This is a genomic window from Nocardia sp. NPDC050793, assembly GCF_040654065.1.
Lineage (GTDB): Bacteria > Actinomycetota > Actinomycetes > Mycobacteriales > Mycobacteriaceae > Nocardia.
In genome coordinates, this window is the sequence record NZ_JBFAHG010000002.1 from 888,106 (window position 1) to 910,925 (window position 22,820).

A 22,820-nucleotide genomic window follows, 5' to 3' on the forward strand; every position below is an offset into this window, starting at 1 on the left:
GTCAGCCGATGGTCGCGGAAGTGATGACGACCGCGTCCAGCGGCACGTCCTGGTGCATGCCCGCCGAGCCGGTGGCAACACCCGCGATCTTGTCGACCACGTCGGTGCCGTCCACGACGGCGCCGAACACGGTGTAGCCCCAGCCGGACTGGGTGGGGGCCGAGTGGTTCAGGAAGTCGTTGTCGGCGACGTTGATGAAGAACTGCGCGGTGGCAGAGTGCGGGTCGTTGGTGCGGGCCATCGCGACGGTGTACTTGTTGTTCTTGAGGCCGTTGTTCGCCTCGTTCTTGATCGGGGCGTTGGTGCCCTTCTGGCGCATGTCGGGCTCGAAACCGCCGCCCTGGATCATGAAGTTCGGGATCACGCGGTGGAAAATCGTGCCGTTGTAGTGGCCTGCGTTCACGTAATCCACGAAGTTCTGCACCGTCGACGGCGCCTTCTCCGCGTCCAGTTCCAGGACGATAGCTCCGAAATTCGTCTCGAGATTCACCTTGGTCATACCCATACCTTTCCATTCGCCCGGTATCGGGTCACCAAGTCGGGTCCACTTTCGGGCGCGAAGGACCCTCGGCCGGAAATTCGAGTAACTCGTCGCGCGCTTCCCGAGCCCGGCATCGTCCCGTTACCCGCTAGCATTGCGAACCGTGCCCGACGTCGCTACCGCTGTCTTGACGAAGCCTCCCGCCGCGCCCGCCGTCCGACCGAAGGATTTTCGGACGGCGCGAACAATCGCGCTGCTGGCCGGAGTGCTCGGTGCGCTGCTGGCACTGGCCACGCCGTTCCTGCCCGTCGAGCAGACCACGGCGGTGCTGAAATGGCCGCAGGGCGGCACGCTCGGCAACGTGCAGGCGCCGCTGATGTCGCAGGTGCCGACCGACCTGCGGGCGAGCATTCCGTGTTCGGCGGTGGCCGCGCTGCCCGAGCAGGGCGGCATGCTGCTTGCGACGGCGCCACCGCAGGGCGACCGCGCGGCGCTGGAGGCGATTTTCGTCCGGGTCTCCGATACGGCCGTCGACGTGGTGAACCGCAACGCGGTGGTGGCCTCGGCCGAGCGCGCACGGATGGGCGAGTGCTCCTCGATCGTCATCACGTCGGATCACAACCACACCTTCGCCGCGTTCCAGGGCATGATGCTGACGGTCGACCGTCCCGTCCAGGGCGGCGCTCCGGGACAGACGGAGACCGTACAGGTGCCCGCCGAGGGCACGATGCCCGGTGACTTCCGGCCGCAGGTGGTCGGCGTCTTCTCCGATCTGAAGGGCGCGGTGCCCGCCGGTCTGTCCTTCGACATGACCGTCGACACCCGGTTCAGTTCCAGCCCGACGCTCGTCAAGCTGATCGCGATGATCGCCGCGGCGCTGTGCACGCTCGTCGCCCTCGCCGCGCTGGCCCGCCTCGACAGCAGCGACGGCCGCGGCCACCGCCGCATCCTGCCCGCCCACTGGCTGAAGCCGACCTGGGCCGACGGCGCCGTGATCGGCACCCTGCTGTTGTGGCATTTCATCGGGGCCAACACCTCCGACGACGGCTACATCCTCAGCATGGTGCGGGTGGCTCCGGACGCGGGCTACATGGCCAACTACTTCCGCTGGTACGGCGTCCCCGAGGCGCCGTTCGGCTGGTACTACTACGTGATCCAGGTGTTCGCGGAGATCTCCACGGCCAGTCCGTGGGTGCGCCTGCCCGCGCTGTGCTGCGCCATCCTCTGCTGGATGGTGATCAGCCGCGAGGTGGTGCCCCGCCTCGGGCGCGGCGTGCGGACGAGCAAGGTGGCGCTGTGGACCGGCGGCCTGGTGTTCCTCGCCTTCTGGCTGCCGTTCGACAACGGCCTGCGCTCGGAGCCGATCGTCGCGCTCGGCGCCCTGCTGACCTGGGTTTCGATCGAGCGCGCCATCGCGACCGGCCGCCTGCTGCCCGCCGCGGTGGCGGTGCTGATCGCCGCGTTCACGCTGGCGGCGGCGCCCACCGGCCTGATGTGTATCGCCGCGTTGCTCGCCGGTATCCGGCCGCTGGTGCGGATCGTGGTGCGCCGTCACCGCGAACTCGGCGCGCTGCCGTTGCTCGCGCCGATCGCGGCGGCGGGCCTGCTGGTGTTGACCGTGGTCTACAGCGATCAGACTTTCGCGGGCATCCAGGAAGCGAACCGGGTGCGTCAGGCCACCGGCCCGAACCTGGCCTGGTACGAGGACTACCTGCGCTACTACTACCTGTTCGTGGAGACCGTCGACGGCTCGCTCTCGCGCCGCTTCGCCTTCCTCGTCATGCTGCTGTGCCTGTTCACCACGATGCTCGTGCTGCTGCGGCGCAGGCGGGTGCCTGGCATCGCGAGCGGCCCGACGTGGCGGTTGATGGGCATCGTCCTCGGCACGATCTTCTTCATGATGTTCAACCCGACGAAGTGGACCCACCACTTCGGCGCGTACGCGGGCATCGCCGGCTCGCTGGCCGCGGTCACCGCGGTCGCGGTCTCGGTCAGCGCGTTGCGGGCCCGCAAGAACCGGGCCATCTTCCTCGCGGGCCTGTTGTTCGTGCTGGCGATCGCGTTCTCCGGCATCAACGGCTACTGGTACGTCTCCAGCTTCGGCGTGCCGTGGTTCGACAAGCAGATCTCGCTGCGCGGCTACCAGTCGAACACGTTGATGCTTGTCCTGTTCGGTCTCGCGCTCGCGCTGGTCGCCTGGTCCGTGCTGCGCGAGGACTACACCAAGCCGCAGCCGTCGGCGAAGACCGTGCGCGGCAAGCGAATCCGCAAGTTCGCGGCGATCCCGCTGACCGTGGTCGCCGCGCTGATGGTGCTGTTGGAAGTGGCGTCGCTGGCCAAGGGCGCCTACTCGCAATACCCGGCGTACTCGCTGGCCCGCTCCAACTTCGACGCGGTCGGCGGCAACATGTGCGGCCTGGCCAACGACGTGCTGGTGGAGACCGACCCGAACGGGGGCAGGCTGACGCCGATCATCGATCCGGCCAACCCGCCCGCCAACGACGATCCGCTCGGCGGCGGCAAGCCGGTCGGCTTCGATCCCAACGGCGTGCCGGACGACCTGTCCGCCGACACCGTCGAGGTGAAGCCGGGCACCGGCAACACCTCCACCCAGTCGGTCGGCGCGGCCTTCGCCGAAGGTGAGAGTGCGGGCACCGGCGGCGGTCAGGGCGCGCGCGGCGTGAACGGCAGCACTGTCGCGCTGCCGTTCGGCCTCGACCCCTCGACGACCCCGATCATGGGCAGCTACCAGGAAGGCATGCAGCAGCCTGCCGCGTTGACCTCGAGCTGGTACGAACTGCCCGCGCGCTCGGCCGACCGCCCGCTGGTGGTGATCTCGGCCGCCGGACGCATCATGTCCTTCGACGACACCGGCGCGATGAAGTACGGCCAGTCGCTGACCGTGGACTACGGCCGCCGCCTGCCCGACGGAACGGTGGAGAAGCTCGGCACCTACCTGCCGCGCGATATCGGCCCGTTCCCGTCCTGGCGCAACCTGCGGGTGCCGCTGGACGAGATCGCGCCGGAGGCCGACACCGTGCGCATCGTCGCAGAGGACCGGATTCTGATCGGTGACCAGTGGCTGGCGTTCACCCCGCCGCGGATGCCGAAGCTGAAGTCGCTCAACGACTTCCTCGGTTCCCAGCAGCCGATCCTGCTGGACTGGGCCGTCGGCCTGCAGTTCCCGTGCCAGCGGCCGTTCTACCACGAGAACGGCGTGGCCGAGGTGCCGAAGTACCGCATCCTGCCGGACCGTCCGCTGGCCATCAGCTCCACCAATACCTGGCAGGCCGAGGAATTCGGCGGCCCGCTCGGCTTCGCGCAGATGCTGGCCAAGTCGACGACCATGCCGACCTACCTGAAGGACGACTGGGCGCGCGACTGGGGTTCGCTGGAGCGCTACGACCAGTACGACTCGACCGCGAAGCCCGCCCGCCTCGAGACGGGCACCGTGAACCGTTCCGGAATGTGGTCGCCGGGAGACATGCGAGTGTTCTGACCGATCCACCTCCGCGTTCGCTCCGGCGATGCGCGGGGCTGTCGGCGGACTTCGTCCGGCTGCGTTCAATGGGCAGGGCAGGTCCGTCGGCATGATCGGCCGACGTGACCGCCCTACCGTCTTCCTCGATGGCGGTAGTCTGACGGCATGACGAGCAGCGCACCCAGCGACTGGTATCGCTGGATCCCGGAGCAGATCACCGCCCGGGACTACGAACAGCTGCCCGAAGATTTCTGCCGGACGATCGAAGTCATCGACGGTCATATCGTGAAGTGCGAGAGCCCATCACGATTGCACAATCGGGTGGCACGGCGCATGGCGGCACGTATGGAGGCGGCCCGCAAACCGGAGCCGTGCCTGATGGTCGAGACAGACGTGGACGTCCGTATCAGCAATGTCCCACTCAGCCTGCGCCGACCCGATGTCGTCGTGTATCGCTGCCTGGACGATGACGCGAAGCTCTACGCCGATGACACAGTGCTCGTCGTCGAGATCGTCTCTCCCGACAGTTCTCACCACACCGATACGGTGGAGAAGAAAGCCGCGTACGCGGCGGCGGGAATTCCGGTGTACCTCATCGGGTTTCTCACCGAGGCCGGTGACGGAATCGACCAGATCGAGGAGTATCGACTGTCCGAGGGCCGGTATCACCTCGTATGCCTGCACACTCGTCGGCTGACACTGGATGTGCCGATTCCGGTGGACATCGCCTTCGGTGACTTGACGACCGCTTGATCAGCCGCCGAGATACTCCCGTCTTATCTGCCGGGTAGCGCCACCCGGCAGGTCGACGAGCAGACTCGTCCGGCTGCGTCAAATAGGCGTACCTCCGCCTTCGCTCCGGCCATGCGCGGGGCTATCGACGGACTTCGTCCGGCTGCGCCTATTGTGCGTACTCCGCCTTCGCTCCGGCCATGCGCGGGGCTATCGACGGACTTCGTCCGGCTGCGCCTATTGTGCGTACTCCGCGTTCGCTCCGGCGATGCGCGGCGCTGTCGACGGACTTCGTCCGGCTGCGCCTATTGTGCGTACTCCGCGTTCGCTCCGGCGATGCGCGGCGCTGTCGACGGACTTCGTCCGGCTGCGTCAAATAGGCAGGGCCGTGCCGTCGGTGAGGATTCACCGGCGCACGGCCCTGTGCGTTTTCCGGGGGACGTAGTAGGGGTTTCGGACAGTCTTATTGGCACGGCTTTTCGGCTTTCGCCGGTAGCCGCGGGTGGGTTTCTGGGGTTTGGCTCAGACCTCGAGCATGCGGCGCCCGAGTTCGCGGCGCAGGACCTCCTGAGAAGGGAGGCGGCCGAGTACCCGCTGCACCGCAGGGCGTATTTCGCGCTTTTCCTCGTCGGTGAGCAGATCGACGAGATCGCGGAGATCCATGTCATCGAAGGCTGCTGTCATACCGACAAGATTACGGTTGAAACCCGTCGGCGTCTCGTATTCGAATCATCGGTTACGGAGGTGTCACCTTACCGAAACCGACAGTGCTTCAGGAGGTTTCGTGGGACGCCCGAGTCGCAGGGGCGACGCAGGCCGACGGTTCGAAACCGACCGTCCAGCCTCCCCGCCGGTACGCGACCGGCGGCCCGTTCGGCGTCGAACTCCCAGCCGTCACGGCCGTTTCGGGGCCGGGACGAAGGCGGCGGTACGCAGCCGAGCGAAGGCCTCCGGACTCCGCGCACAGCCGGAGCGCAGGGGTAGGTACACAACCGCGCGTGGCCGGAGCGAACGCGGAGGTACGCCTACCGCACCCGGATCGGGTCGTCCTGCGCGAGCCCGCTGCGCGTCACCTCGGTGACGCCGATCTGGGCGGGCACGGCATCCGGGGCGTAGGGCGTGAACTGTTCCAGCGAACCCCAATCCCGGGACCAGTCGTGGTCCAGATAGCTGGGCACCGTCTCGGCCTTCGTCAGCAGTCCGGTCCAGCCGAGCGGGCCGCCGCCGATGTCGTCCTGCCAGGCGTTGGAGGCGTCGGAGCCGACCCGGTCGGGCAGGATGCGCCACTTCGGCGTCTCGGCGACGCCGTCGTGGTGGTCGAACGGCCGCTGGCAGGGGAAGGCCAGCCCGACGTGCCAGTCCAGCAGCACCGGATCCGTCTGTCCGACAACCGAATTCAGGGTCGCCAGCCGGGGCAGGCGGGGCGGGGTCACGGCGAGCCACTGCATGGCGGTGATGTCGTTGTCGACCGCGACCAGGCGCACCGCGTTGGCCTCGACGGGCAGTTGATCCAGCGGGACACGGAGGTTGCGCCAGGAGGGCGCAGGACCGATGTCGAGGGGTTGCACCGAGCCGAGCGCGGTCACCGCCCCGTCGGGCCCGCGGGTTCCGTACTCGAGCTTCAGGTCCTGGCCGTAGGTGACTACGCCGTCGGCGTCCACCGACCTGATCCGCCCTGCCGCGGTGACGGCGAGCACCCGGTAGGCGGGGTCGTGGCGCATGCTGTCGGTGAGATCGAGGCGGTACCACTGCGAGGTCAGCGAGGACTGCGTCTGCTCACTCTCCCGGTAGGAGCCCATGACCGGGGTGCGGGCGGGGTCGAGCCCGAACGGCAGCGCCACGGTGCTGCCGTTGATGCCCGCCTGCTGTGTCGAGCCGCCGCCGGTGCCTGCGCCGGTGGTGTTGGTGGTCTTGTTCTCCGAGTCCTTGTCGACCGTGTTCGCCCCGCCCGTTGTGGTCTCCTCCGCGTCGGCGGTGAGGTCGCTCGCGACGCCGTTGGGGGAGAAGCCCTTCGACTCGGCGTTCAGGCCGTCGGCGGGCGAGCCCTCGTAGGGCAGCAGCAGCGAATCGGCGGTGTCGGTCTCGACGAGCACCTCGTCGGCCAACGCGCACGGATTGCCGCGCAGCGACTCGACATTCGACTTGGCGATCGAGTACGCCGGGTACTGGGTGGCCGCGGCTTTGCCCAGCGAGGCGAATTCGAAAAGCACCAGCAGCGCGGCGGCGATGGTCAGCGGCGCGGAGGCCAGCCTGTCGAAACCGTTGGCGGCCGTGGTCCTCGCACGCCGGTAGGGCTCGCGGTAATGGAACCAGAGCGCGAGCAGCAGTGCCGCGACGGTCAGTCCGAGGAACAGCGTCGAGATGCCCTTGCCCGCCACCAGCGGCGCCTTGTCCCACCACGGCACACCGTAGCTGGACACGTACCACCAGCCGTTGGAGCCGGTGAAGGTGATCGCGAGCAGGAACAGCACGGCGGCGGCGAACAGCGCACGGTTGCGCGCGGAGCGAATCGCCGCGCTGCCCACCGCGACGGCGGCCAGCGCCGCCAGCGATCCGGCCAGACCCGCGTACACGCCGAAGTGGTGAGTCCACTTGGTCGGCGTGAACATCATCAGGAACAGCGAGGCGAAGACGATGCCGAGGATGCGCACCGAAGGACCGCGCGAGGTACCGGGGATGCGGCCCTTGCGCAGCACCTGGAGCACGCAGACCAGCAGGCACAACAGCATGACCAGCACGCCGAAGCGCCGGGACAGCGAGCCGTCCGGCGCGAGCATCAGCAGCGAATCCCAGCGGGTGCGCTCGTCGAACCAGGCCACGTTCGGGCCGACGATGGTGCGCACGCGGGTCGCCTCCATCACCGTCGCCAGGGTCTGGTCGGCGAAAACCGCGATCAGCACGAGGGTTCCGGCCGCGAGACCGGGAAACAGCAGCGCCGACCAGCGGAACACCTTGGTGCCCAAGGAGTCCGTGGCCGTGCCGCGCGCCCGCTCGACGATGATCTCCAGCACCGGCCGCGATCCGGCGATCAGCGCGGCGACGCAGATCAGGCCGGTCGGACCGGCGGCCAGCGAGAAGGCCGCGATGAGGACCGCGACGGCGGCGGGCAGCAGCCTGCCGGTGGCGATGGCGCGCTCGATGGAACACCAGGTGAGCAGCGCGCCCGCGGCGATCAGCGGTTCCGGGCGCAGTCCGTTGTCGTAGGGGAGCCAGAAGGCGAGGAAGACCAGTCCCGCCGTCCACAGCGCGACCCGGTTGCGGCGGACCCGAGCGCCGAGGCGCGGCAGCACCTCTCGGCTGATCACCAGCCAGCAGACGATTCCGGCGAGCAGCGTCGGCAGGCGCATCCACGGGCTGGCGTCGGAGATCTTGGTCATCCAGGCCAGCACCTCGTAGGACCAGCCGAATGGCGCCTCCGGCACCGCGAACCAGCGGTAATAGTTGGCCATGTAGCCCGAATGTTCCGAGGCCCTGGCCATATTCAGGATGTAGCCGTCGTCGGAGGTGTTCGCGCCGATGACGTGCCAGACCGCAAGGGAGCCGAGCACGACGGCGTCGGCGGGGGTGAACCGCCACCAGTGCGCGGGCAGGAAGCGGCGGGCCCGCCTGCCGTCGCCGGTGTCGAGCAGGTGCAGTGCGACGAGCGCGATGATCGTGCAGACCGCGGCCGCGATCATGGCGGCCAGCTTCAGCGTGCTCGGCGTCGAGGAGAACCGCGAGTCGATGTCGGCGTGCAGCCGGGCGCCGCCGAGCTGGTCGGCGGGCAGGTCGGTGAACACGCCGACCAGCTGCGGGCGGATGTCACGGTCGATCGTGTTGCGGAACGCGGTGCCGTCTTCGCGGCGTACTCCGGTGAATTCGACGGTGGTGGCGGCCGCGGTCGAGGAGATCTCGATGCCCCCGCAGGATCCGATCTCGGCCACCGGCGCGGACAGCAGCGGAATGTCGCGTTGCAGCACCGAGAGCGTGCCGTCGGCGACCGAGACCACCAGGCCCTTGGGATTGGCCTGGCCGGAGGCGACCGGAATGGTGGACAGCAGCGTGCCCGCGCCGGATTGCAGCGCCGAGCACGGCAGCGTCGCGTCCAGCCGCAGCGGCACGTACGACACCAGCGGCGCCTCGACCTCCGCGGCGCCCGGCTGGGGCCAGTCCAGCGCCGCCTGGTCCTGCCGCACCGGCAGCAGCGGTGTGAGCAGCGCCAGCACGAATCCGAGAAGCCCGGAGACGAGGGCGATCAGGCGGTATCTGGTGAACGCTCGAGAAGATCGGTCCGGTCGCACGATCGTTCATGCTAGCCACCCCGTGATCGTGACTCTCGGCACGAGGGCTAGCGGGCCATGCGAGCGGTTCAGCGGGGTCGGCGCGGCCGATCGTCGGGATGCGCCGATTGCTGGGCTGCCAACGCCGTGCGGTTCGACCGTCTCAGACCAGTGCGTGGACGTCCCACACCCACACGTCGTCGACGCGGGTCGGGGCGAAGCCGAGCAGTTGGGTGACGGTGCTGGCGAGCACCTCGGTGTTCTTCGTGGACGGCAGTACGAGGACGTCCGCCCGCCAGAATTGCAGATCCGCCAGCGCCGCGGCGCGTTCCTCGGCGCCGATCGCAGGCACCGTTCCGGTGTCCTGTGCCTTCACCAGCAGCGCCGCGGTCTGCCGCGCCTCGGGACCGTAGCTGCCCTTCTTGTCGACGCCCGTCGGTCCGACGAAGTAACCGCCCGCCAGCGGGAAGGTGAAGTCCGCGTCGGCCTGCCAGCGCAGCGCCCTGGCGTCCGGCGGGCGGGGCGGCGGAATCATGACGACTGAACCGTCGCCCACGTACTGCCGCACCGTGCCGTCGGCGAAGAATCGCGGCGTCGGCGCGCGATCGGTGACGGGCAGGACGGTCGGCGTCAATGGGAGGAGCGCGAAGGTCAGCGCCGCGAACCAGGCCAGCGGCTTCCAGTCCGTCGCCGACTGCTTCCACGAGGCCGCGGCGCGATCGGAGGCCAGTGCGAGCACCGCGGCGATCGCCGGGACGGCGGCCATCGTCAGCCGGGTCTCCAGCACCGACCCGAGCAGCGGAATCTTCTCGGCCAGCGTCCACGGCAATTCGACGCCGGTGGGCCGTTTGCCGACGGTGGCCACCGCGCCGAGCGAGAGCACGCCGAACACCACGATCACGACCGCCGCCGCGCGCACCACCCGATCACGCCACAGCAGCGCCACGGTGGCGGCAAGCACCAGTAGCAGAGGCCAGCCGAAGTACGCGTTCTGTTCGGTGTCGTTGATCGCCACGTATTGGCCGGGGGACCACGCGCCGCCGAGGGATTCGGACGGGAACTGCGCCAGGGCCTTCAGGTCGTTGCCCATCGGACCGTGGTCGATGGAGTGATAGCTCTGCGGCCCGAAGAACTGCCACCAGAGCGGGACCGCGGTGAGCAGCAGCGTGAGCCCCGCGGCCGCCGCGACCGTCGGGGCAAGCACGCGCAGCGCCCGCGCGCCGTCCCGCGGCCGGTGCAGGTGGTAGACCACCGCGAACAATCCGAACGCTAGCGCGAAGATCAGCAGCGGCTCCTCGCCGATCGCGATCTGCGCAGCGACGAGCAGGGCGAGCACGATCGCGTCCCGCGTCCGATTGCGCGGCGCGGCGTCTGCGTCGAGCGCCGCGCGCGCCATCCGGATGAGCAGCCCGGCGATAACCGGGAGCAGCGCCAGCGCGACGAAGTTCGGGTGCGCGTTGGCGTGCGAGATCATCGCGGGGGCGAAGCCGCAGAACAGTCCGCCGATCGCCGCGGCCGCCCGTGAAGTCACCAGCTCGCGCGCGAACAGCCGGTACCAGGCGTAGGCGGTGGTGGCCAAGCCGAGGGTGAGAGCGAGCACGAAGGTGACCGTCGGACCGAAGATCAGCGTGACCGGGGTGAACGGGACACCGACGCCGAACATGGCCGTATTGGCCATCATGTTCACCCCGGCGGGGAAGTTCTGCAGGTTCGTCCCGAGCGGGTTCTCCAGATGGGCGACCGAATGCGCGGTCACCGCGAAGAACCACTCCCACATGGTCTGGTCCTGACCGCTCTTGATCAGGTAGCCGCTGCCGGTGTCGCGCCACTGCCTGGAGAGGACGGCGGTGGCCAGCGCCAGATAGGCGCAGCCGGCGAGCAGATCCGCCCGGTGGACGCGCAACCGTGTGATCGCGGGGCGCTGGAGCAGTCCCGGCCTGGCGGCCGTGATACCTCCCGCCGATCGCTGTGTCGTCTCCCGATCGGCGCTGTCCAACCGCACGCGCTAACTCTCCCTCTGCCCTGCCGGAAATCAGCCGCCCACGGTAGCGGCGGCTGAGAGCGGGCGTCCACCGAGCCTGTGCGGTGCCCGGACGGAAGCGGTCGACGGTACGCGTGGGTCGGGGATACGCCCAGTCCGTCGGTTATCCAGAAAAGGTCCCGCCGACACATCCGTTTCGCGGCCGTGCGGGTGACCTGCGGTTTTCAGCGCCGGACGGTGATAAGGGTGAAGGGCCCGATGTCGGTTGTGGTGAAGGCGGGGTCGTCGAACAGCTTTTTCGGGAAGCTCACCGAGTAGCGCTTCACGTTCGGGTCGTTGGGGTAGACGTCCTTGGCCAGGCGCAGCGTGTACGCGTCGTCGCTGCTGCGGAACAGGAAGGCGTCGGGTGCGCGCCACGGGCTGTGCGCCATCGCGTCCAGCAGCTGGGCGGGCGAATCCAGCTTGCTCCAGGCCTCGATGGCCGCCGCACGGCCGGGGAAATCGGCGAGCTGGTTGGCGTAGTGCGAGGTGAGCGCCTGGAAACCCCAGTAGGGATAGAAGGAGAGGAAGCTGGTGTCGGCGGTGAGCACGACCGTCTCGTCGCGCGGGCGGCCGGTCTGGGCGAGCAGCGCCGCGTCGATCTCGTCGTAGTAGGAGACCGCCGAGGGCGGGCGCTTGTCGGCGCGGTTGCCGTCGCCGTCGGTGTCGGTGTAGGCGGTGGTGATTTCCGGGGTCAGCACGTGCGGGATGTCTTGGACGAAGGCGAGTGCGCCGATGATCGCGATCGCGACCACGGCGAGCCGGAACCGCGGGGGTTCGCCGAACCCCTGGTACACGGCGCGCGCACCCTCGACGAAACCGAACGCTCCCGCGGCGGAGAGCAGCACCATCAGCGGCGCCTCCAGCCGGAACGACAGCAGAGTGGTGCCCGCCGCCGTCGCCAGCATGGACAGCAGCGTCCACAGGTAGATCGCCACCACACCGATGCCGAGCGCCTGCGCGCGCCGCGACGAGCCTGCGCGCACCACCAGCCACACGGTTCCGATCAGGCACAGTCCGCCGAGCAGCGTGAACTCGGCCATCGGCAGCGGAAGCTCCGCGCCCGACTTCGGCAGGTAGTGCAGCGCGGTGCCGGAGCCAGGGGTCTTCGTGGTGAGCGACTTCACCAGGTACGGACCCCAGCACACCAGCGCGATCAGCCCGGAGATCGCGGCGATCGCCAGCAAGCGCAGCAGCGGCGGCACCGCGGCGCGCCATGCCCGCCGCTGCCGAACCCCGAGCCCGGCGGCCAGCAGTCCCATCAGCGCGATCGCGAAGGCTGCGACGAGGAAGTGCAGGGTGTAGAAGGTCGCGGCGATGCCGAGGAACAGGCCGGTGCCGATCACCGCACCCCAGCCCCCGGCCGTCCGGGGAGCGTCCTCTCCGGGTGCGGCCCCGTCCTCCAGCGGTCGGTACAACGCGCCCCAGGCCAGCACCAGCGCGGGCGGCAGCAGCAGCACGATCACGCCGCTGTACGGCTCGGGCGAGGCGTAGGTCACCGCCACCGCGGTGGTCGCCGCCGTCACCGCCACGGCCCAGTCGGCGCGGATCAGCTGGGTCCACAGCACGAGGGCGAGCACCGCCGCCACCGCGAGCGACCCGATCGCGTACGGCTTGAACGCCTCCCACCCGTCCATGCCGAGCACATTCGCCACGCGCCCGCCGACCCAGAACCAGCCGGCCGGATAGAACGGCGGCAGATCCACATACGTCATATCCCGCAGCGCCGCACTGTCGGTGAGCCGCGTCAGATACTCGGTCCGAAACTCCTGATCCACCGAAACGCCGAACAGGTACAGCTTCGTCGCCGCCAACGGCATCCCGAGCGTCACCGTCACGAACGCCGAAATGCCCGCCCAGGAAAGCACTTTCGCCACCCAAGGCCACTTCCGCACCCGCAGCAGCCAGACCGCGGCGACCAGCATCACCACCGCCGCGACCTGTCCCGCCGTCGTCAACGCGCGCGTCACATTGGAGGAGTTGAACGCAGGCCAGTCCACCAACGAAAACGCGAACAATCCCACGGCAGCCACCACCCCGGCCACCACCGCGGCGAGAACCCCTTCCCCGATGCCGACCCCAACCTGCCGCAGCAACAGTGACATCCGCCCGGACGCGATCCCGGTGCTCTGTTCCGTGACAGGTGTGCTCATAGCGCCTCCGGTTTCGTTAGTCGGCTCCGGGCTTGGAACGCACCGGTCACCGCCGCGGATTCGAACCGCACGCTAACAAACTCCCCGTATGGAGGCTGGGGAGCGGTCTCACCGACGCCGAGCAAGCGCCTTTTCGCCAGGCACCAACTCGAAGGCACCGCAGTGCGTCGGGACGACTTGCCGAAAGTGGCGATGGTCCAGCGTCGCGATCCGAGTGACACCGAGCCGTTCCGCGACCGCTACTACGGAGGCGTCGGCCGCGCCCAGAGGGAAGCTGCCGTATTTGACGACGAGGTCAGCCATGCGAGCGTAATCCGTCGGCGTGTGCGACTCCACATGAAGTTCGCCCGTTGCCAGCGCTAGCGATCGGAGAAAGGCCGCTTCCACCTGCGGTCCCAGCCTGCCGAGCATGTAGCAGACTTCGCTGACCACCAGTGCCGGAATGATCAGCGGCCTAGTCACTTTCGCGAGCGCGGCCGTGCACGCCGCGTGCTCGCTGTCGTGCTTGTTGGCGACGGCCAAGAGCGGCCCGGTATCGCAGACGATCACTCGTGGCCGCCGAGCTCGCGCCGAAGCACTTCTTGCGAAGTGGAGGCAAAATCCGGCGGGCCTTCGGCTATTCCTGCGAATGACAGAGGCGGACTCGGCGTGTCTGTGGCATCCGGCTCGATGCGCTCGCCGTGGCTGGTGACCAAGCGCAGCACGACAGGTCGCAAATCCTGCTGCTCCTCCTCGGTCAGTAGACCGACGAGCTCAGGCAGGTTCATGTGGTCGTATGCCGCCGTCATGTCTTCAGGTTAGCGCCCTTGCGCCAGCCTGCGTCGTTTCGGTGAGGACCGCAGGTTCGACGTCCGGGTGCGTCATCGCGGCGTCGTCTCCGTGCCGACCGATTCACGCTGGCCGGGGATCAGAGGGGTGTAGCGCCGACGCGTTGAGCGAATCGGCCGAGGTCACCTGTCGTCAGGTCACGTCGCGCCTTGCGCATCATGTGGCCGACGAGTTCGCGCACATGCGTCATGTTCCGAACATGTTGGGGCGCGACGTGTTCGGCGCGAAGGAGCGCATGCAGGGATTCGCGGTAGCTGCGCTGCATCGCGTGTGCGCGGCCGATCTCGACGAAGTACTGCGCTCGGCGGCCTTCGGCGGGCAGATCGCCGGGAGAGAGCAGCGGTGCGAGCTTCAGCACTTCGCCCGGTTCGCGCCGTTCCATGGCTGCGGACATGCGCCACAGGGTCACGTTCGCCGGGCGGAACGTCAGATTACGGACGATCGAGGTGCCCGGCTCGGCGCTCATGAGCCTGCCCGCTTGCTCGACCGCTTCCGTCAGATGCGGTTCCGGATCGCCACCGAGCGCGGCGGTCACTAGCGACGCCTGTAGATGCAGCATTCCAGCCGTCTCGACTTCGCCGACTGTGCGTACTTCAGCCGACAGTCGTTCGGCGGTGCCTTGCGCATCCCTCAGCGCCGCCGGGAGTGCACCTGGTCGAGACAACAGGATCTGGCTCCGGTAGAACGCCACACTCGCCAGGGCCGCCGGGTTGCCTATGTGCTCAGCGGCTCGCTGCGCTTCCTGCGCCGCTGTCCAGGCCAGCGCGGGATACCCGCGAGCTTTGAGCGCGGATGCCACGCCGTAGGCGATGACTCCGAAAACGTCCCATGCCCGCTCATCGTCTGGCATATCGCGCACATGCCGATAGCCGTCGGTCAGCATTGGCGCGAGCATCGGGCCGAGCTTGGCGTACTGGCAATCCGCGCGTAGTCGGGTGGCTTCGACTGCGAGGTCCGCCAAGTCGTCGAGCGATCGGGCTGGACGGGTGTCGGTGACGTTGCCCTGTGTCCAGAGCACAGTCTCGATCTCCGGTACCGCCGCGTGGAATCCCGCCGCGGAAGGGTCGCGCCGTTCCTGTTCATGGCCGGTGAGATCGCCGAGCGAGATGCCCAAGGCTTGCGCCAGCGCGAGGAGGATGCGGCGAGAGTCGACCGGGCGTTCTCCGTTCTCGTACTTCGCGATTGCCCCACGGGACAAGCCGGCGAGGTCGGCTAGCACCTGCTGGGACATCCCGCGTCGCCGCCGGATGATTCTCACCTGCCGACCGACGTAGCGGTCTTGGTCCTGATCTGCGGTTTCGCTCATGTTCGTGCTCTCCCTCTGCGGCACGGTCTATCCCAATGCTAGAGCGATCGACTGTTGTCCCGCAGCGGGACAGTTTCGGTTGCGCAACACCTGAACCTGGTCCTCGCACACCGGCGCTGGACCGCAGGCGATTCCTCTATCTCGTCTCGGATACGCGAACCGGCCGTCGTGTAGGGCTCATGGCCCGGCGCGGCCGGACCGGTGCCGGTGTGCTCCAACCATCGCAGGGGAGAGGCACGGATGTCGTCGCTGATGGATCGCATGCAGCAGTGGGAAGCCGAACAGCGGGACTGTGCAAGTCCGCCGGTCGTCATGGACTGCGAGCACGCCGCTCTGGTGCTGTCGCAGCACGCCGAACACGGCCCGCGCTGCCGCCAGTATCTGGCAGCGCTCGCTCGCGTCTCGACGGTCTTGGACTGAACGGCCGTGCCGGAGAACATCGTTCGGGCGACGGCCGGTTACGGTTCGCGGCCGACGCTTCCTGGATGGCGTGAGCTTTCGGCCGCGTTTCGCGGCGTCGCCGGACATCAGCCCGGTGAGCACCTCGTGCTGCGTTGGGCGCACGCATTCGCGCATCTGCATCGGATGCGAATCATCGATCCTGCCAGGCAAAGCCGGGTCGACACCCGTCGCGGCGAACTGCGCACCCTGATCGACAACTGGGTGGTCGTGCACATCCAACCGCGCCAGCCCTGGTCGCGGACGACCGGCTACGGCCAAGCGGTCGACGACATGGCCGCCGCGCACGTCGCCGCCGAACTCGTCCTGGTCGCCGAACACACCGCCGACGAACTGCACCGGGCGTGGTCGCACGTCGGCTACCTGGCCACCCGCTGGGCCGATCTCGTGACCGAAGCCGTCGACGGCCAGCGCACGATTCCGCGTCGGTCACTTCTTCGCGACTTCATCCCGGAGACCCCGAAATGACTCTGCTGCAACACGACCCACTCGTTCTGGTCGCCATGGTCGTGGTGATCGCTGCCATACTCGCCGTCGGCCTCCGCGCCGAGGACGAACCGCCGAGACCGAACGTGCGGCAGATCCAAGACCGCCTCGCCCGCCAGGGCTACCGCATCACACCCGATCGTGAACCCGGCGCGCACCGCATATCCGCTTCGGTCCTCCGACCACCCACTGCGCGGCACAGCCCGCTCGGCGGGCGCGGGACCGCGACGACGGTATCGAGCGGAGGTCACCGCGGCCCGACAAGCGTCGAGCCGCGCCCGTACCGCGCCTCGGGGCGGTGACGAACGCGGCTCGACGGCACACGCTCAGCGCGCCGCGAAGATCGGGCGCGATCCGAAACTCAGAGAGGGAGTTTGCGGAAGATGGGGCGGGGGATGTGGCGGATGATGGACATGAGGAAGCGGACGGGGCCGGGGGCCCAGATGAGCTCCTTGCCCTTTTCGGAGGCGGCGACCGCGAGTGCGGCCACTTCTTCCTTGTCGACGGTGAACGGGGCTTCCTTGGCGCCGGTGGCCTTCCAGTGGTCCAGGGTGGTCGTGGTGCGCACCTGGCCGGGGCGGATGACGAGGACGCGCGGGCCGAAGGGGCGCAGCGCCTCGCCGAGGCCGAGGTAGAAACCGTCCAGGCCGGCCTTGGTCGAGCCGTAGACGAAGTTGGAGCGGCGCACCCGCTCGCCCGCCACCGAGGACATGGCGATGATGCGCCCGTAGCCCTGCGCCTTCATCTTCTCGCCGACCAGCACGCCGACGGAAACCGCGGCGGTGTAGTTGATTCCGGCGACCTGCACGGCCTTGCGCTGGTCCTGCCACAGCTGTTCGGCGTCGCCGAGCACGCCGAACGCCACGATGGCGACGTCCACGTCACCGCCGGACCAGGCCGCGTCGATCACCTTCGGGTGCGAGTCGGTGTCGAGCGCGTCGAAGTCGACGACCTCCACCTTGGTCGCGCCCGCGGCCTCCACCTGAGCCACCGCGCCCTCGCGCAGCGGATCGTTGGGCAGGGTCGCGAGGATGATCCGCGCCGGCCCCTTCTTCAGGTACTCGGCGCAGATCGCCAGCCCGATCTCCGAGGTACCGCCCAGCAGCAGGATGGTCTGCGGGTTGCCTACGGCATTGATCACTGAAGCTCCAGCCTTCTCGCCATATCGGACATGAAAACGCCTGTGGGATCGACACTCCGGCGGACCTTGATCCACTCGTCGATCCGCGGGTACATCTTGTGGAAGGTCTCCGCCGTGGTGCGCGAGTCCTTTCCGGTGTAGAGCCGCCCGCCGAATTCGAGCACCCGGCGGTCCAGATCGGTGACGAACTCGTTGAGACCCGCCGAGATCGGGAAGTCGACGCAGATGTTCCAGCCCGGCATAGGGAAGCTCAGCGGCGCTTGATTACCCGGGCCGAAGAGCTTGAAAACATTGAGGAACGAGTAGAACCCGGACCGCTGGATGTCGATGATGATCCGCTTGAACTCGTCCACCGACTCCGGCGGCACCACGAACTGGTACTGCAGGAAGCCGTTGGAGCCGTAGCCGCGGTTCCACTCGCCCAGCATGTCGAGCGGGTGATAGAACTGCGTCAGGTTCTGCACCTTGCCGCGGTAGGTGCCCGACTTGCGGTACCAGAGCTCGCCGATCGGGGTGAAGGTGTACTTGTTGGCCAGCCCGTTCGGGAACACGTCCGGCAGCGTGAAGAACGTCTTGCCGTTGAACCGCAGCGGATCCTTCTGCAACTTCTTCGGCAACTGATCCAGCTTGGCCAGGTTGCCACGCGAGATCGCGGCCCGGCCCAGCTTGGGTTCGGGGCTGATCGCGTCGAACCACGCGGAGCTGTACTCGTAGCGATCCTCGGACCCGTCGCTGTGGAAGGCGATGGTGTCGTCCAGCGTCGGCGTCACGTCACCGTCGGCGATGAAGTACGCGGTCTCCGTCGGCGTCATCTCGATGGTGGCGCGCAGGATGATGCCGGTCAGGCCGCAGCCGCCGATGGTGGCCCAGAACAGCTTGGCGTTCTTCTTCGGTGTGATGTGCTGCACGGTGCCGTCGGCGGTGAGCAGCTCCATCGAACGCACGTGGTTGCCGAAGCTGCCCGCGCTGTGATGGTTCTTGCCGTGGATATCGGAGCCGATCGCGCCGCCGATGGTGACCTGTCGCGTGCCGGGCAGCACCGGAACCCACAGACCGAACGGCAGCGCGGCCTTCATCAGCTGGTCCAGGTTCACGCCCGCGTCCACGTCGACCAGGCGGGTGTCGCGGTCGATGCGGTGGATCTTGTTCAGCGCGGTCATGTCGACGACGAGGCCGCCCGCGTTCTGGGCGTTGTCGCCATAGGAGCGACCGAGGCCGCGGGCGATCACGCCGCGGCGTAGGTGGGCCGGCTTGCCGTCGTTGTCCTCGGCGACCATGGCCACGGCCTTGGCGATCACTTCCGGATCGCTGGTCGAGAGCACTTCCGCGGAGGTCGGCGCGGTGCGACCCCACCCGGTCAGTGCCCGGGTCTGGGTCGGCAACGCGAAGCCGTTGGCGCTCGCAGCGCCGTGGTCGGTGCTACCTGCGGTCCCGCTGTCACCGTTCGTCGCGGTGGCGGGCGAAGCTTTCGTGGACATCGGCATAGAGGCTACATGCATGACGGCAGAAGGGGTTGTTGTCTCCGTACTCATCAGTATGGATCGGTCGCTCCGGGTATCCGCTCCCGCTCACCCGGCCTGCTTCAGCCGTACGCGAAGCTCAGGGCCGACGGGTCTGGTCGCCGCCCGTGCGGCGTACCTTCGCGTTCGCTCGGTCCATACGCAGGCCGAGGGCGGACGCCGTCCGGCCGTGCCCGTTACGCTCGTGCGCGTGCAAGCCGAACCCCACCTGCCGCTCCCGGCCGAATTGCCGCTGGTCGACGAGCCTGCCGGCGCGAGCGACGGGCCCGAAGGAGGCAGCGTGCGTAACCACGTAGGGCCCCGGGAGCGCCGAGTCGACGACAGCACCGATGTCGACCTGAAGACGCAGATCATCCGGTTCACCCTGACCGGCGGCCTGTCGGCGATCGTGGACTTCGGGCTGTACGTCCTGCTGCTGAACGTGCTCGGCCTGCCCGTCTCGGTCGCCAAGTCCATCGGTTTCATCGCGGGCACCACCACCGCCTACCTGATCAACCGGAGGTGGACCTTCCAGGCGCCGCCGAGCCGCGCCCGCTTCGCCGCCGTGGTCGCGCTGTACGCGACGACCTTCGCCGTGCAGGTCGGCATCAACCAGGTGCTGTACTACGCGATCGGCGAGCAGTGGTGGCGGGTGCCGCTGGCGTTCGTCGTCGCGCAGGGCACCGCGACGGTCATCAACTTCGTCGTGCAGCGCCTGGTGATCTTCAAGATTCGCTGAGGCGCCGCGCGCCGCTCATCTGGCCAGCGCGGGGGCCGAGCCTGGCACGTCGGCGAGCTCGGCGCGGGACTGCGCCTTCACGCCGAAGTAGTCGCCGCCCTTCGCCCGCACATTGTCCGTGCCCCACTCCCGCTCCCGCTCCGCGGGGACGAGGTGCGGAATGTGTTTGCGGCAGTGGATGTACGCCTCCTCGATGTCGACCACGACCCATAGCTCGGCGGCCCTCCCCTTGATGTTCTCGGGAAGCTCGGGAACGCTGCGCCGCAGCGTCGCGTCCTCCACGATGCGTGCCGATCCGTTGATGTGCAGGCCGATGAGGTCGCGCACGAAATCGATTAGCAGGATGCCTACGTGCGGGTTCTCCAGAATGTTGCCGAGACTGGCCATCACGCCGTTGCCGCGGTATTCGGGATAGGCGACCGTCCGCTCGTCGATCACATGCAGAAATCCGGGTGGACCGGCGCGGAAGCTGTTGTCGCATTCACCGTGTTTGTCGGCGGTGGCGACGAACGCCATGTCCATCCTGCCGATGAACTCGATCATCGTCTCGTTGAGCCGATCCAGCATCTGATCTGCGTAGAAGCGGTCCGCCCTCCCCTCCGTGCCGTACCTTTCCTGTAGTTCGCGCTCGCCATCACTGCCACAACGTGTACCGGGCATCGCGCCCCCTCTGGTCGCCGGAATCCGGGGTACCGCGCGACTCGACACTGAACCGCGACTTCACCGAAATCCTGTCCATTTTAATGGGTTCGGGCATGGCAGATCTACGAAACCGCCACTGAGGATGCACCGAATGCGGCGTTAGCGCAAGGGTTTCCGTAAGTTTGCCGAATTCCGACCGACCGGAATTCTTTCCGGCCGGTCGGCGCCGCTGTCGTGCGGCGATCTCACGCGGGCGTCAGCGTCACCGGCACGCCGTTGAACACCGCGTTCCCCGAGGGCACGTCGACCACCGAATCATCGGTCAGCACATTGGCATTCACCCCGGCGTTGGCCTTGGCCACCGACTGCGAGCTACCGTCGTGGCCCCATCCGTGCGGCAGGCTCACCACGCCGGGCATGATCGCCTCGGTCGGTTCGAGCGGCACGGTCAACGCCCCCGCCGCGGACTTGACCACGGCCTGGTCGCCGAGGCCTAGCCGGTTCACGTCGTCGGGGTGGATCTGCAACGTGCACCGGTTGGTGCCGCTCACCAGGGTCGCGACATTGTGCATCCAGCTGTTGTTGGACCGCAGATGCCGCCGCCCGATCAACACGAAATCGGGCGCGTCCTCGGCCAGTTTGGCGCGCAGCCTCGCCACGTCCGCGAGCAGCGGTTCCGGCGCGAGCTCCACCCGTTTCGACGCGGTGCGCAGCGCCTCCGGCAGCCGGGGCCGCAGCGGGCCGAGATCGATGCCGTGCGGGTTGTCCAGCAGCGCTCGCAGATTCAGGGTGCCGCCGTTCCACTCGCCGTACGGCCCGAGCCGCAGCATCAGGTCGATGCGCTGCTCGGTGCTGGTCTCCCCGTGCAGTTCCGGCCGACGCTCCGGAATGCCCGCCTTGTGCAGCATGCCCGCGATGACCAGTTCGTCCACCATGGTCAGCGGGTCCTGGTCCCCGGTGCCATTGTGCGGCCTGCCGGTGAGCGCCGCGCCGAGCCGGGCCAGCACGCCGGCCTCCGACGGGCGGTCGCCGAGCGGCACCAGCGGACGCGAATAGCGGGTGTAGTTGCGCACCGCGAACTGGAGCAGCGCGAAGTCGTAGTGCGGGGACTGCAGCGGGCGCGGCGGCGGCAGGATGACATCGGCGTGCCGCGTCGTCTCGTTGACGTAGCGGTCCACGCTCACCATGAACTCCAGCCCGGCGAACGCCTGGTCCAGCCGCGCTCCGCTCGGTGCGGAGAGCACCGGGTTGCCCGCGACCGTCACCAGCGCGCGCACCTGGCCCTGGCCGGGCGTGCGGATCTCGTCGGCGAGCGTGGCCACCGGCAGCTCACCCATCGACTCGGGCAGCCCGCGCACCCGGCTGGTCCAGCGGCCGGTGCGGAACGGTTTGGTGCGCGGGACGCCGCCCGCGGCGGCGGTGGCGAACATGGCGCCGCCCGGCGAGTCCAGGTTGCCGGTCAGCACGTTGAGCACGTCGACGAGCCACTGGGTCAGGGTGCCGAATTCGGCGGTGCAAGTGCCGATCCTGGCGTACACGGCCGCGGTCGGGGCTGCGGCCAGCTCGCGAGCGATGCGGACGACCGTCTCAGCGGCCACTCCCGTGCGGGCCGCGACGATCTCAGGCGTGAAATCGGCGGCGGCCGCGCGCAACTCGTCCAGTCCTGCCACCTCGACCCGCACGTCGGTGAGTCCCTCGGCGAAGAGCGTGTGCACGATGCCGAACAGCAGGTAGGCGTCGGTGCCCGGCCGGACGAACAGGTGCTCGTCGGCCAGCTTCGCGGTACGCGTCAGCCGCGGGTCCACCACGACGAACCGGCCGCCGCGCCGGCGCAGCGCCTTCAACCGGCCGGGGAAATCCGGCGCGGTGCACAGCGATCCGTTGGACTCCAGCGGATTGGCTCCGAGCATCAGCAGGTAGTCGGTGCGGTCCAGATCCGGCACCGGCACGGTGAGCGGGTCGCCGAACATCAGCCCGCTGGCCACCTGCTTGGGCATCTGATCGGCGGTGCTCGCGGAGAACAGATTCTTGGTGCCGAGCGCGCGGATCAGCACTGGCAGGTACAGCGCGCCCGCCACGGTGTGCGCGTTCGGATTGCCGAGATAGAGTGCGGCCGCCTGGTTCCCATGCTCGGCGAGGATCGGCGGTAAACGTTCGGCGATGTAGTCGAATGCCTCGTCCCAGCTCGCGGCGCGCCACGTGCCGGTCGCCCGATCGCGGATCAGCGGTTCGGTGACTCGGTCCGGGTCCTCGTCCAGGTGGCCGAGGCTGGCGCCTTTGGGGCAGATGAAGCCCTTGCTGAAGGGGTCCTGCTTGTCGCCGCGGATCGAGGTGACGTGGTCGTCGCCGTCGAGGGTGATCTCCAGCCCGCACACCGCTTCGCACAGCGGGCAGGTGCGCAACAGGTTGCGGGAGAGGTCTGTGATCGGAGCCATACACCATCTTGACCCGGTGGTCGGCGAGAGGGAAGGCAAATTTGCGACATTTTTGGAGGATGTCCCATAGCCGCGAGCGGTGCGGGAGAAACGAGGAAGACCGGCATCCGTCGAACGGATGCCGGTCGTTCAGGGCCGGTAGTGCGGGCCGCCCCTGCC

Annotated in this window: 17 protein-coding genes and 1 pseudogene; 5 read left to right on the forward strand and 13 right to left on the reverse strand. The window is 68.4% G+C overall.

Annotated features, from left to right (window positions below):
• Position 1 precedes the first annotated feature (1 nt).
• On the reverse strand, positions 2 to 505 hold the full coding sequence (locus tag AB0H50_RS09495; RefSeq protein ID WP_357448939.1) for a peptidylprolyl isomerase: 504 nt from the start codon (positions 503 to 505) through the stop codon (positions 2 to 4).
• 163 nt (positions 506 to 668) lie between these two features.
• On the opposite strand from AB0H50_RS09495, the gene AB0H50_RS09500 reads away from it, so the two are divergent.
• Positions 669 to 3,980, forward strand: a complete 3,312-nt coding sequence (locus tag AB0H50_RS09500; protein WP_357449404.1) for an arabinosyltransferase domain-containing protein — start codon at positions 669 to 671, stop codon at positions 3,978 to 3,980.
• 147 nt (positions 3,981 to 4,127) lie between these two features.
• A complete protein-coding gene (locus tag AB0H50_RS09505; protein ID WP_357448941.1) occupies positions 4,128 to 4,715 on the forward strand; it encodes a Uma2 family endonuclease in 588 nt (195 codons plus the stop codon).
• 501 nt (positions 4,716 to 5,216) lie between these two features.
• On the opposite strand, the gene AB0H50_RS09510 is transcribed toward AB0H50_RS09505, so the two are convergent.
• The 8 genes and pseudogenes from AB0H50_RS09510 to AB0H50_RS09545 all read right to left on the reverse strand — a co-directional run.
• Positions 5,217 to 5,378, reverse strand: coding sequence for a hypothetical protein (locus tag AB0H50_RS09510; RefSeq protein ID WP_169810867.1), 162 nt, complete (start codon positions 5,376 to 5,378; stop codon positions 5,217 to 5,219).
• Between the two features lie 341 nt (positions 5,379 to 5,719).
• A complete protein-coding gene (locus AB0H50_RS09515; RefSeq protein WP_357448943.1) occupies positions 5,720 to 8,974 on the reverse strand; it encodes an arabinosyltransferase domain-containing protein in 3,255 nt (1,084 codons plus the stop codon).
• A gap of 142 nt (positions 8,975 to 9,116) precedes the next feature.
• Positions 9,117 to 10,955: a glycosyl transferase gene (locus AB0H50_RS09520; protein ID WP_357448945.1), complete on the reverse strand. Its 1,839-nt coding sequence runs from the start codon at positions 10,953 to 10,955 to the stop codon at positions 9,117 to 9,119.
• A 203-nt stretch (positions 10,956 to 11,158) separates the two neighbouring features.
• Entirely contained in the window at positions 11,159 to 13,078 is a 1,920-nt protein-coding gene (locus AB0H50_RS09525) for a galactan 5-O-arabinofuranosyltransferase (RefSeq protein WP_357449407.1), read from the reverse strand.
• Positions 13,079 to 13,234: 156 nt separating this feature from the next.
• A complete protein-coding gene (locus tag AB0H50_RS09530) occupies positions 13,235 to 13,675 on the reverse strand; it encodes a PIN domain-containing protein (RefSeq protein WP_357448947.1) in 441 nt (146 codons plus the stop codon).
• Complete coding sequence (locus AB0H50_RS09535) at positions 13,672 to 13,914, reverse strand: hypothetical protein (protein ID WP_357448949.1); 243 nt, start codon at positions 13,912 to 13,914, stop codon at positions 13,672 to 13,674. The genes AB0H50_RS09530 and AB0H50_RS09535 overlap by 4 nt, the downstream gene beginning before the upstream one ends.
• A 119-nt stretch (positions 13,915 to 14,033) precedes the next feature.
• On the reverse strand, positions 14,034 to 14,837 hold the full coding sequence (locus tag AB0H50_RS09540) for a hypothetical protein (RefSeq protein ID WP_357449454.1): 804 nt from the start codon (positions 14,835 to 14,837) through the stop codon (positions 14,034 to 14,036).
• Between the two features lie 204 nt (positions 14,838 to 15,041).
• A pseudogene (locus AB0H50_RS09545) lies at positions 15,042 to 15,260 on the reverse strand (helix-turn-helix transcriptional regulator); the annotation flags it as partial.
• A 240-nt stretch (positions 15,261 to 15,500) separates the two neighbouring features.
• Here AB0H50_RS09545 and AB0H50_RS09550 point away from each other — a divergent pair.
• A complete protein-coding gene (locus AB0H50_RS09550; RefSeq protein ID WP_357448951.1) occupies positions 15,501 to 15,680 on the forward strand; it encodes a hypothetical protein in 180 nt (59 codons plus the stop codon).
• 6 nt (positions 15,681 to 15,686) lie between these two features.
• Positions 15,687 to 16,187, forward strand: coding sequence for a DUF4254 domain-containing protein (locus tag AB0H50_RS09555; RefSeq protein WP_357448953.1), 501 nt, complete (start codon positions 15,687 to 15,689; stop codon positions 16,185 to 16,187).
• Positions 16,188 to 16,566: 379 nt separating this feature from the next.
• On the opposite strand, the gene AB0H50_RS09560 is transcribed toward AB0H50_RS09555, so the two are convergent.
• Together AB0H50_RS09560 and AB0H50_RS09565 are read right to left on the reverse strand one after the other, a co-directional pair.
• The gene (locus tag AB0H50_RS09560) at positions 16,567 to 17,346 is read right to left on the reverse strand and encodes a decaprenylphospho-beta-D-erythro-pentofuranosid-2-ulose 2-reductase (protein ID WP_357448955.1); all 780 of its coding nucleotides are present in this window, start codon (positions 17,344 to 17,346) and stop codon (positions 16,567 to 16,569) included.
• Positions 17,343 to 18,830, reverse strand: a complete 1,488-nt coding sequence (locus AB0H50_RS09565; RefSeq protein ID WP_357449409.1) for an FAD-binding oxidoreductase — start codon at positions 18,828 to 18,830, stop codon at positions 17,343 to 17,345. Before AB0H50_RS09565 ends, AB0H50_RS09560 begins: the two co-directional genes overlap by 4 nt.
• Before the next feature lie 226 nt (positions 18,831 to 19,056).
• On the opposite strand from AB0H50_RS09565, the gene AB0H50_RS09570 reads away from it, so the two are divergent.
• Positions 19,057 to 19,584 carry a GtrA family protein gene (locus tag AB0H50_RS09570; protein ID WP_357448957.1) on the forward strand — a complete coding sequence of 176 codons (528 nt, stop codon included), beginning with the start codon at positions 19,057 to 19,059 and terminating at the stop codon, positions 19,582 to 19,584.
• A gap of 15 nt (positions 19,585 to 19,599) precedes the next feature.
• Here the strand turns inward: AB0H50_RS09570 and AB0H50_RS09575 are convergent, their stop codons facing one another.
• Positions 19,600 to 20,244, reverse strand: coding sequence for a pyridoxamine 5'-phosphate oxidase family protein (locus tag AB0H50_RS09575; RefSeq protein ID WP_357448959.1), 645 nt, complete (start codon positions 20,242 to 20,244; stop codon positions 19,600 to 19,602).
• Positions 20,245 to 20,471: 227 nt separating this feature from the next.
• Positions 20,472 to 22,661 carry a molybdopterin oxidoreductase family protein gene (locus AB0H50_RS09580; protein ID WP_357448961.1) on the reverse strand — a complete coding sequence of 730 codons (2,190 nt, stop codon included), beginning with the start codon at positions 22,659 to 22,661 and terminating at the stop codon, positions 20,472 to 20,474.
• Between the last annotated feature and the right edge of the window lie 159 nt (positions 22,662 to 22,820).

What these genes read in the sequence shown, in the direction of transcription:
- AB0H50_RS09580 (WP_357448961.1), bottom strand. Translation starts at nt 22,661, where the DNA reads ATGGCTCCGATCACAGACCTCTCCCGCAACCTGTTGCGCACCTGCCCG.
- AB0H50_RS09535 (WP_357448949.1), bottom strand. Translation starts at nt 13,914, where the DNA reads ATGACGGCGGCATACGACCACATGAACCTGCCTGAGCTCGTCGGTCTA.
- AB0H50_RS09505 (WP_357448941.1), top strand. Translation starts at nt 4,128, where the DNA reads ATGACGAGCAGCGCACCCAGCGACTGGTATCGCTGGATCCCGGAGCAG.
- AB0H50_RS09495 (WP_357448939.1), bottom strand. Translation starts at nt 505, where the DNA reads ATGGGTATGACCAAGGTGAATCTCGAGACGAATTTCGGAGCTATCGTC.
- AB0H50_RS09525 (WP_357449407.1), bottom strand. Translation starts at nt 13,078, where the DNA reads ATGTCACTGTTGCTGCGGCAGGTTGGGGTCGGCATCGGGGAAGGGGTT.
- AB0H50_RS09550 (WP_357448951.1), top strand. Translation starts at nt 15,501, where the DNA reads ATGTCGTCGCTGATGGATCGCATGCAGCAGTGGGAAGCCGAACAGCGG.
- AB0H50_RS09575 (WP_357448959.1), bottom strand. Translation starts at nt 20,244, where the DNA reads ATGCCCGGTACACGTTGTGGCAGTGATGGCGAGCGCGAACTACAGGAA.
- AB0H50_RS09510 (WP_169810867.1), bottom strand. Translation starts at nt 5,378, where the DNA reads ATGACAGCAGCCTTCGATGACATGGATCTCCGCGATCTCGTCGATCTG.
- AB0H50_RS09565 (WP_357449409.1), bottom strand. Translation starts at nt 18,830, where the DNA reads ATGCCGATGTCCACGAAAGCTTCGCCCGCCACCGCGACGAACGGTGAC.
- AB0H50_RS09540 (WP_357449454.1), bottom strand. Translation starts at nt 14,837, where the DNA reads ATGCTGACCGACGGCTATCGGCATGTGCGCGATATGCCAGACGATGAG.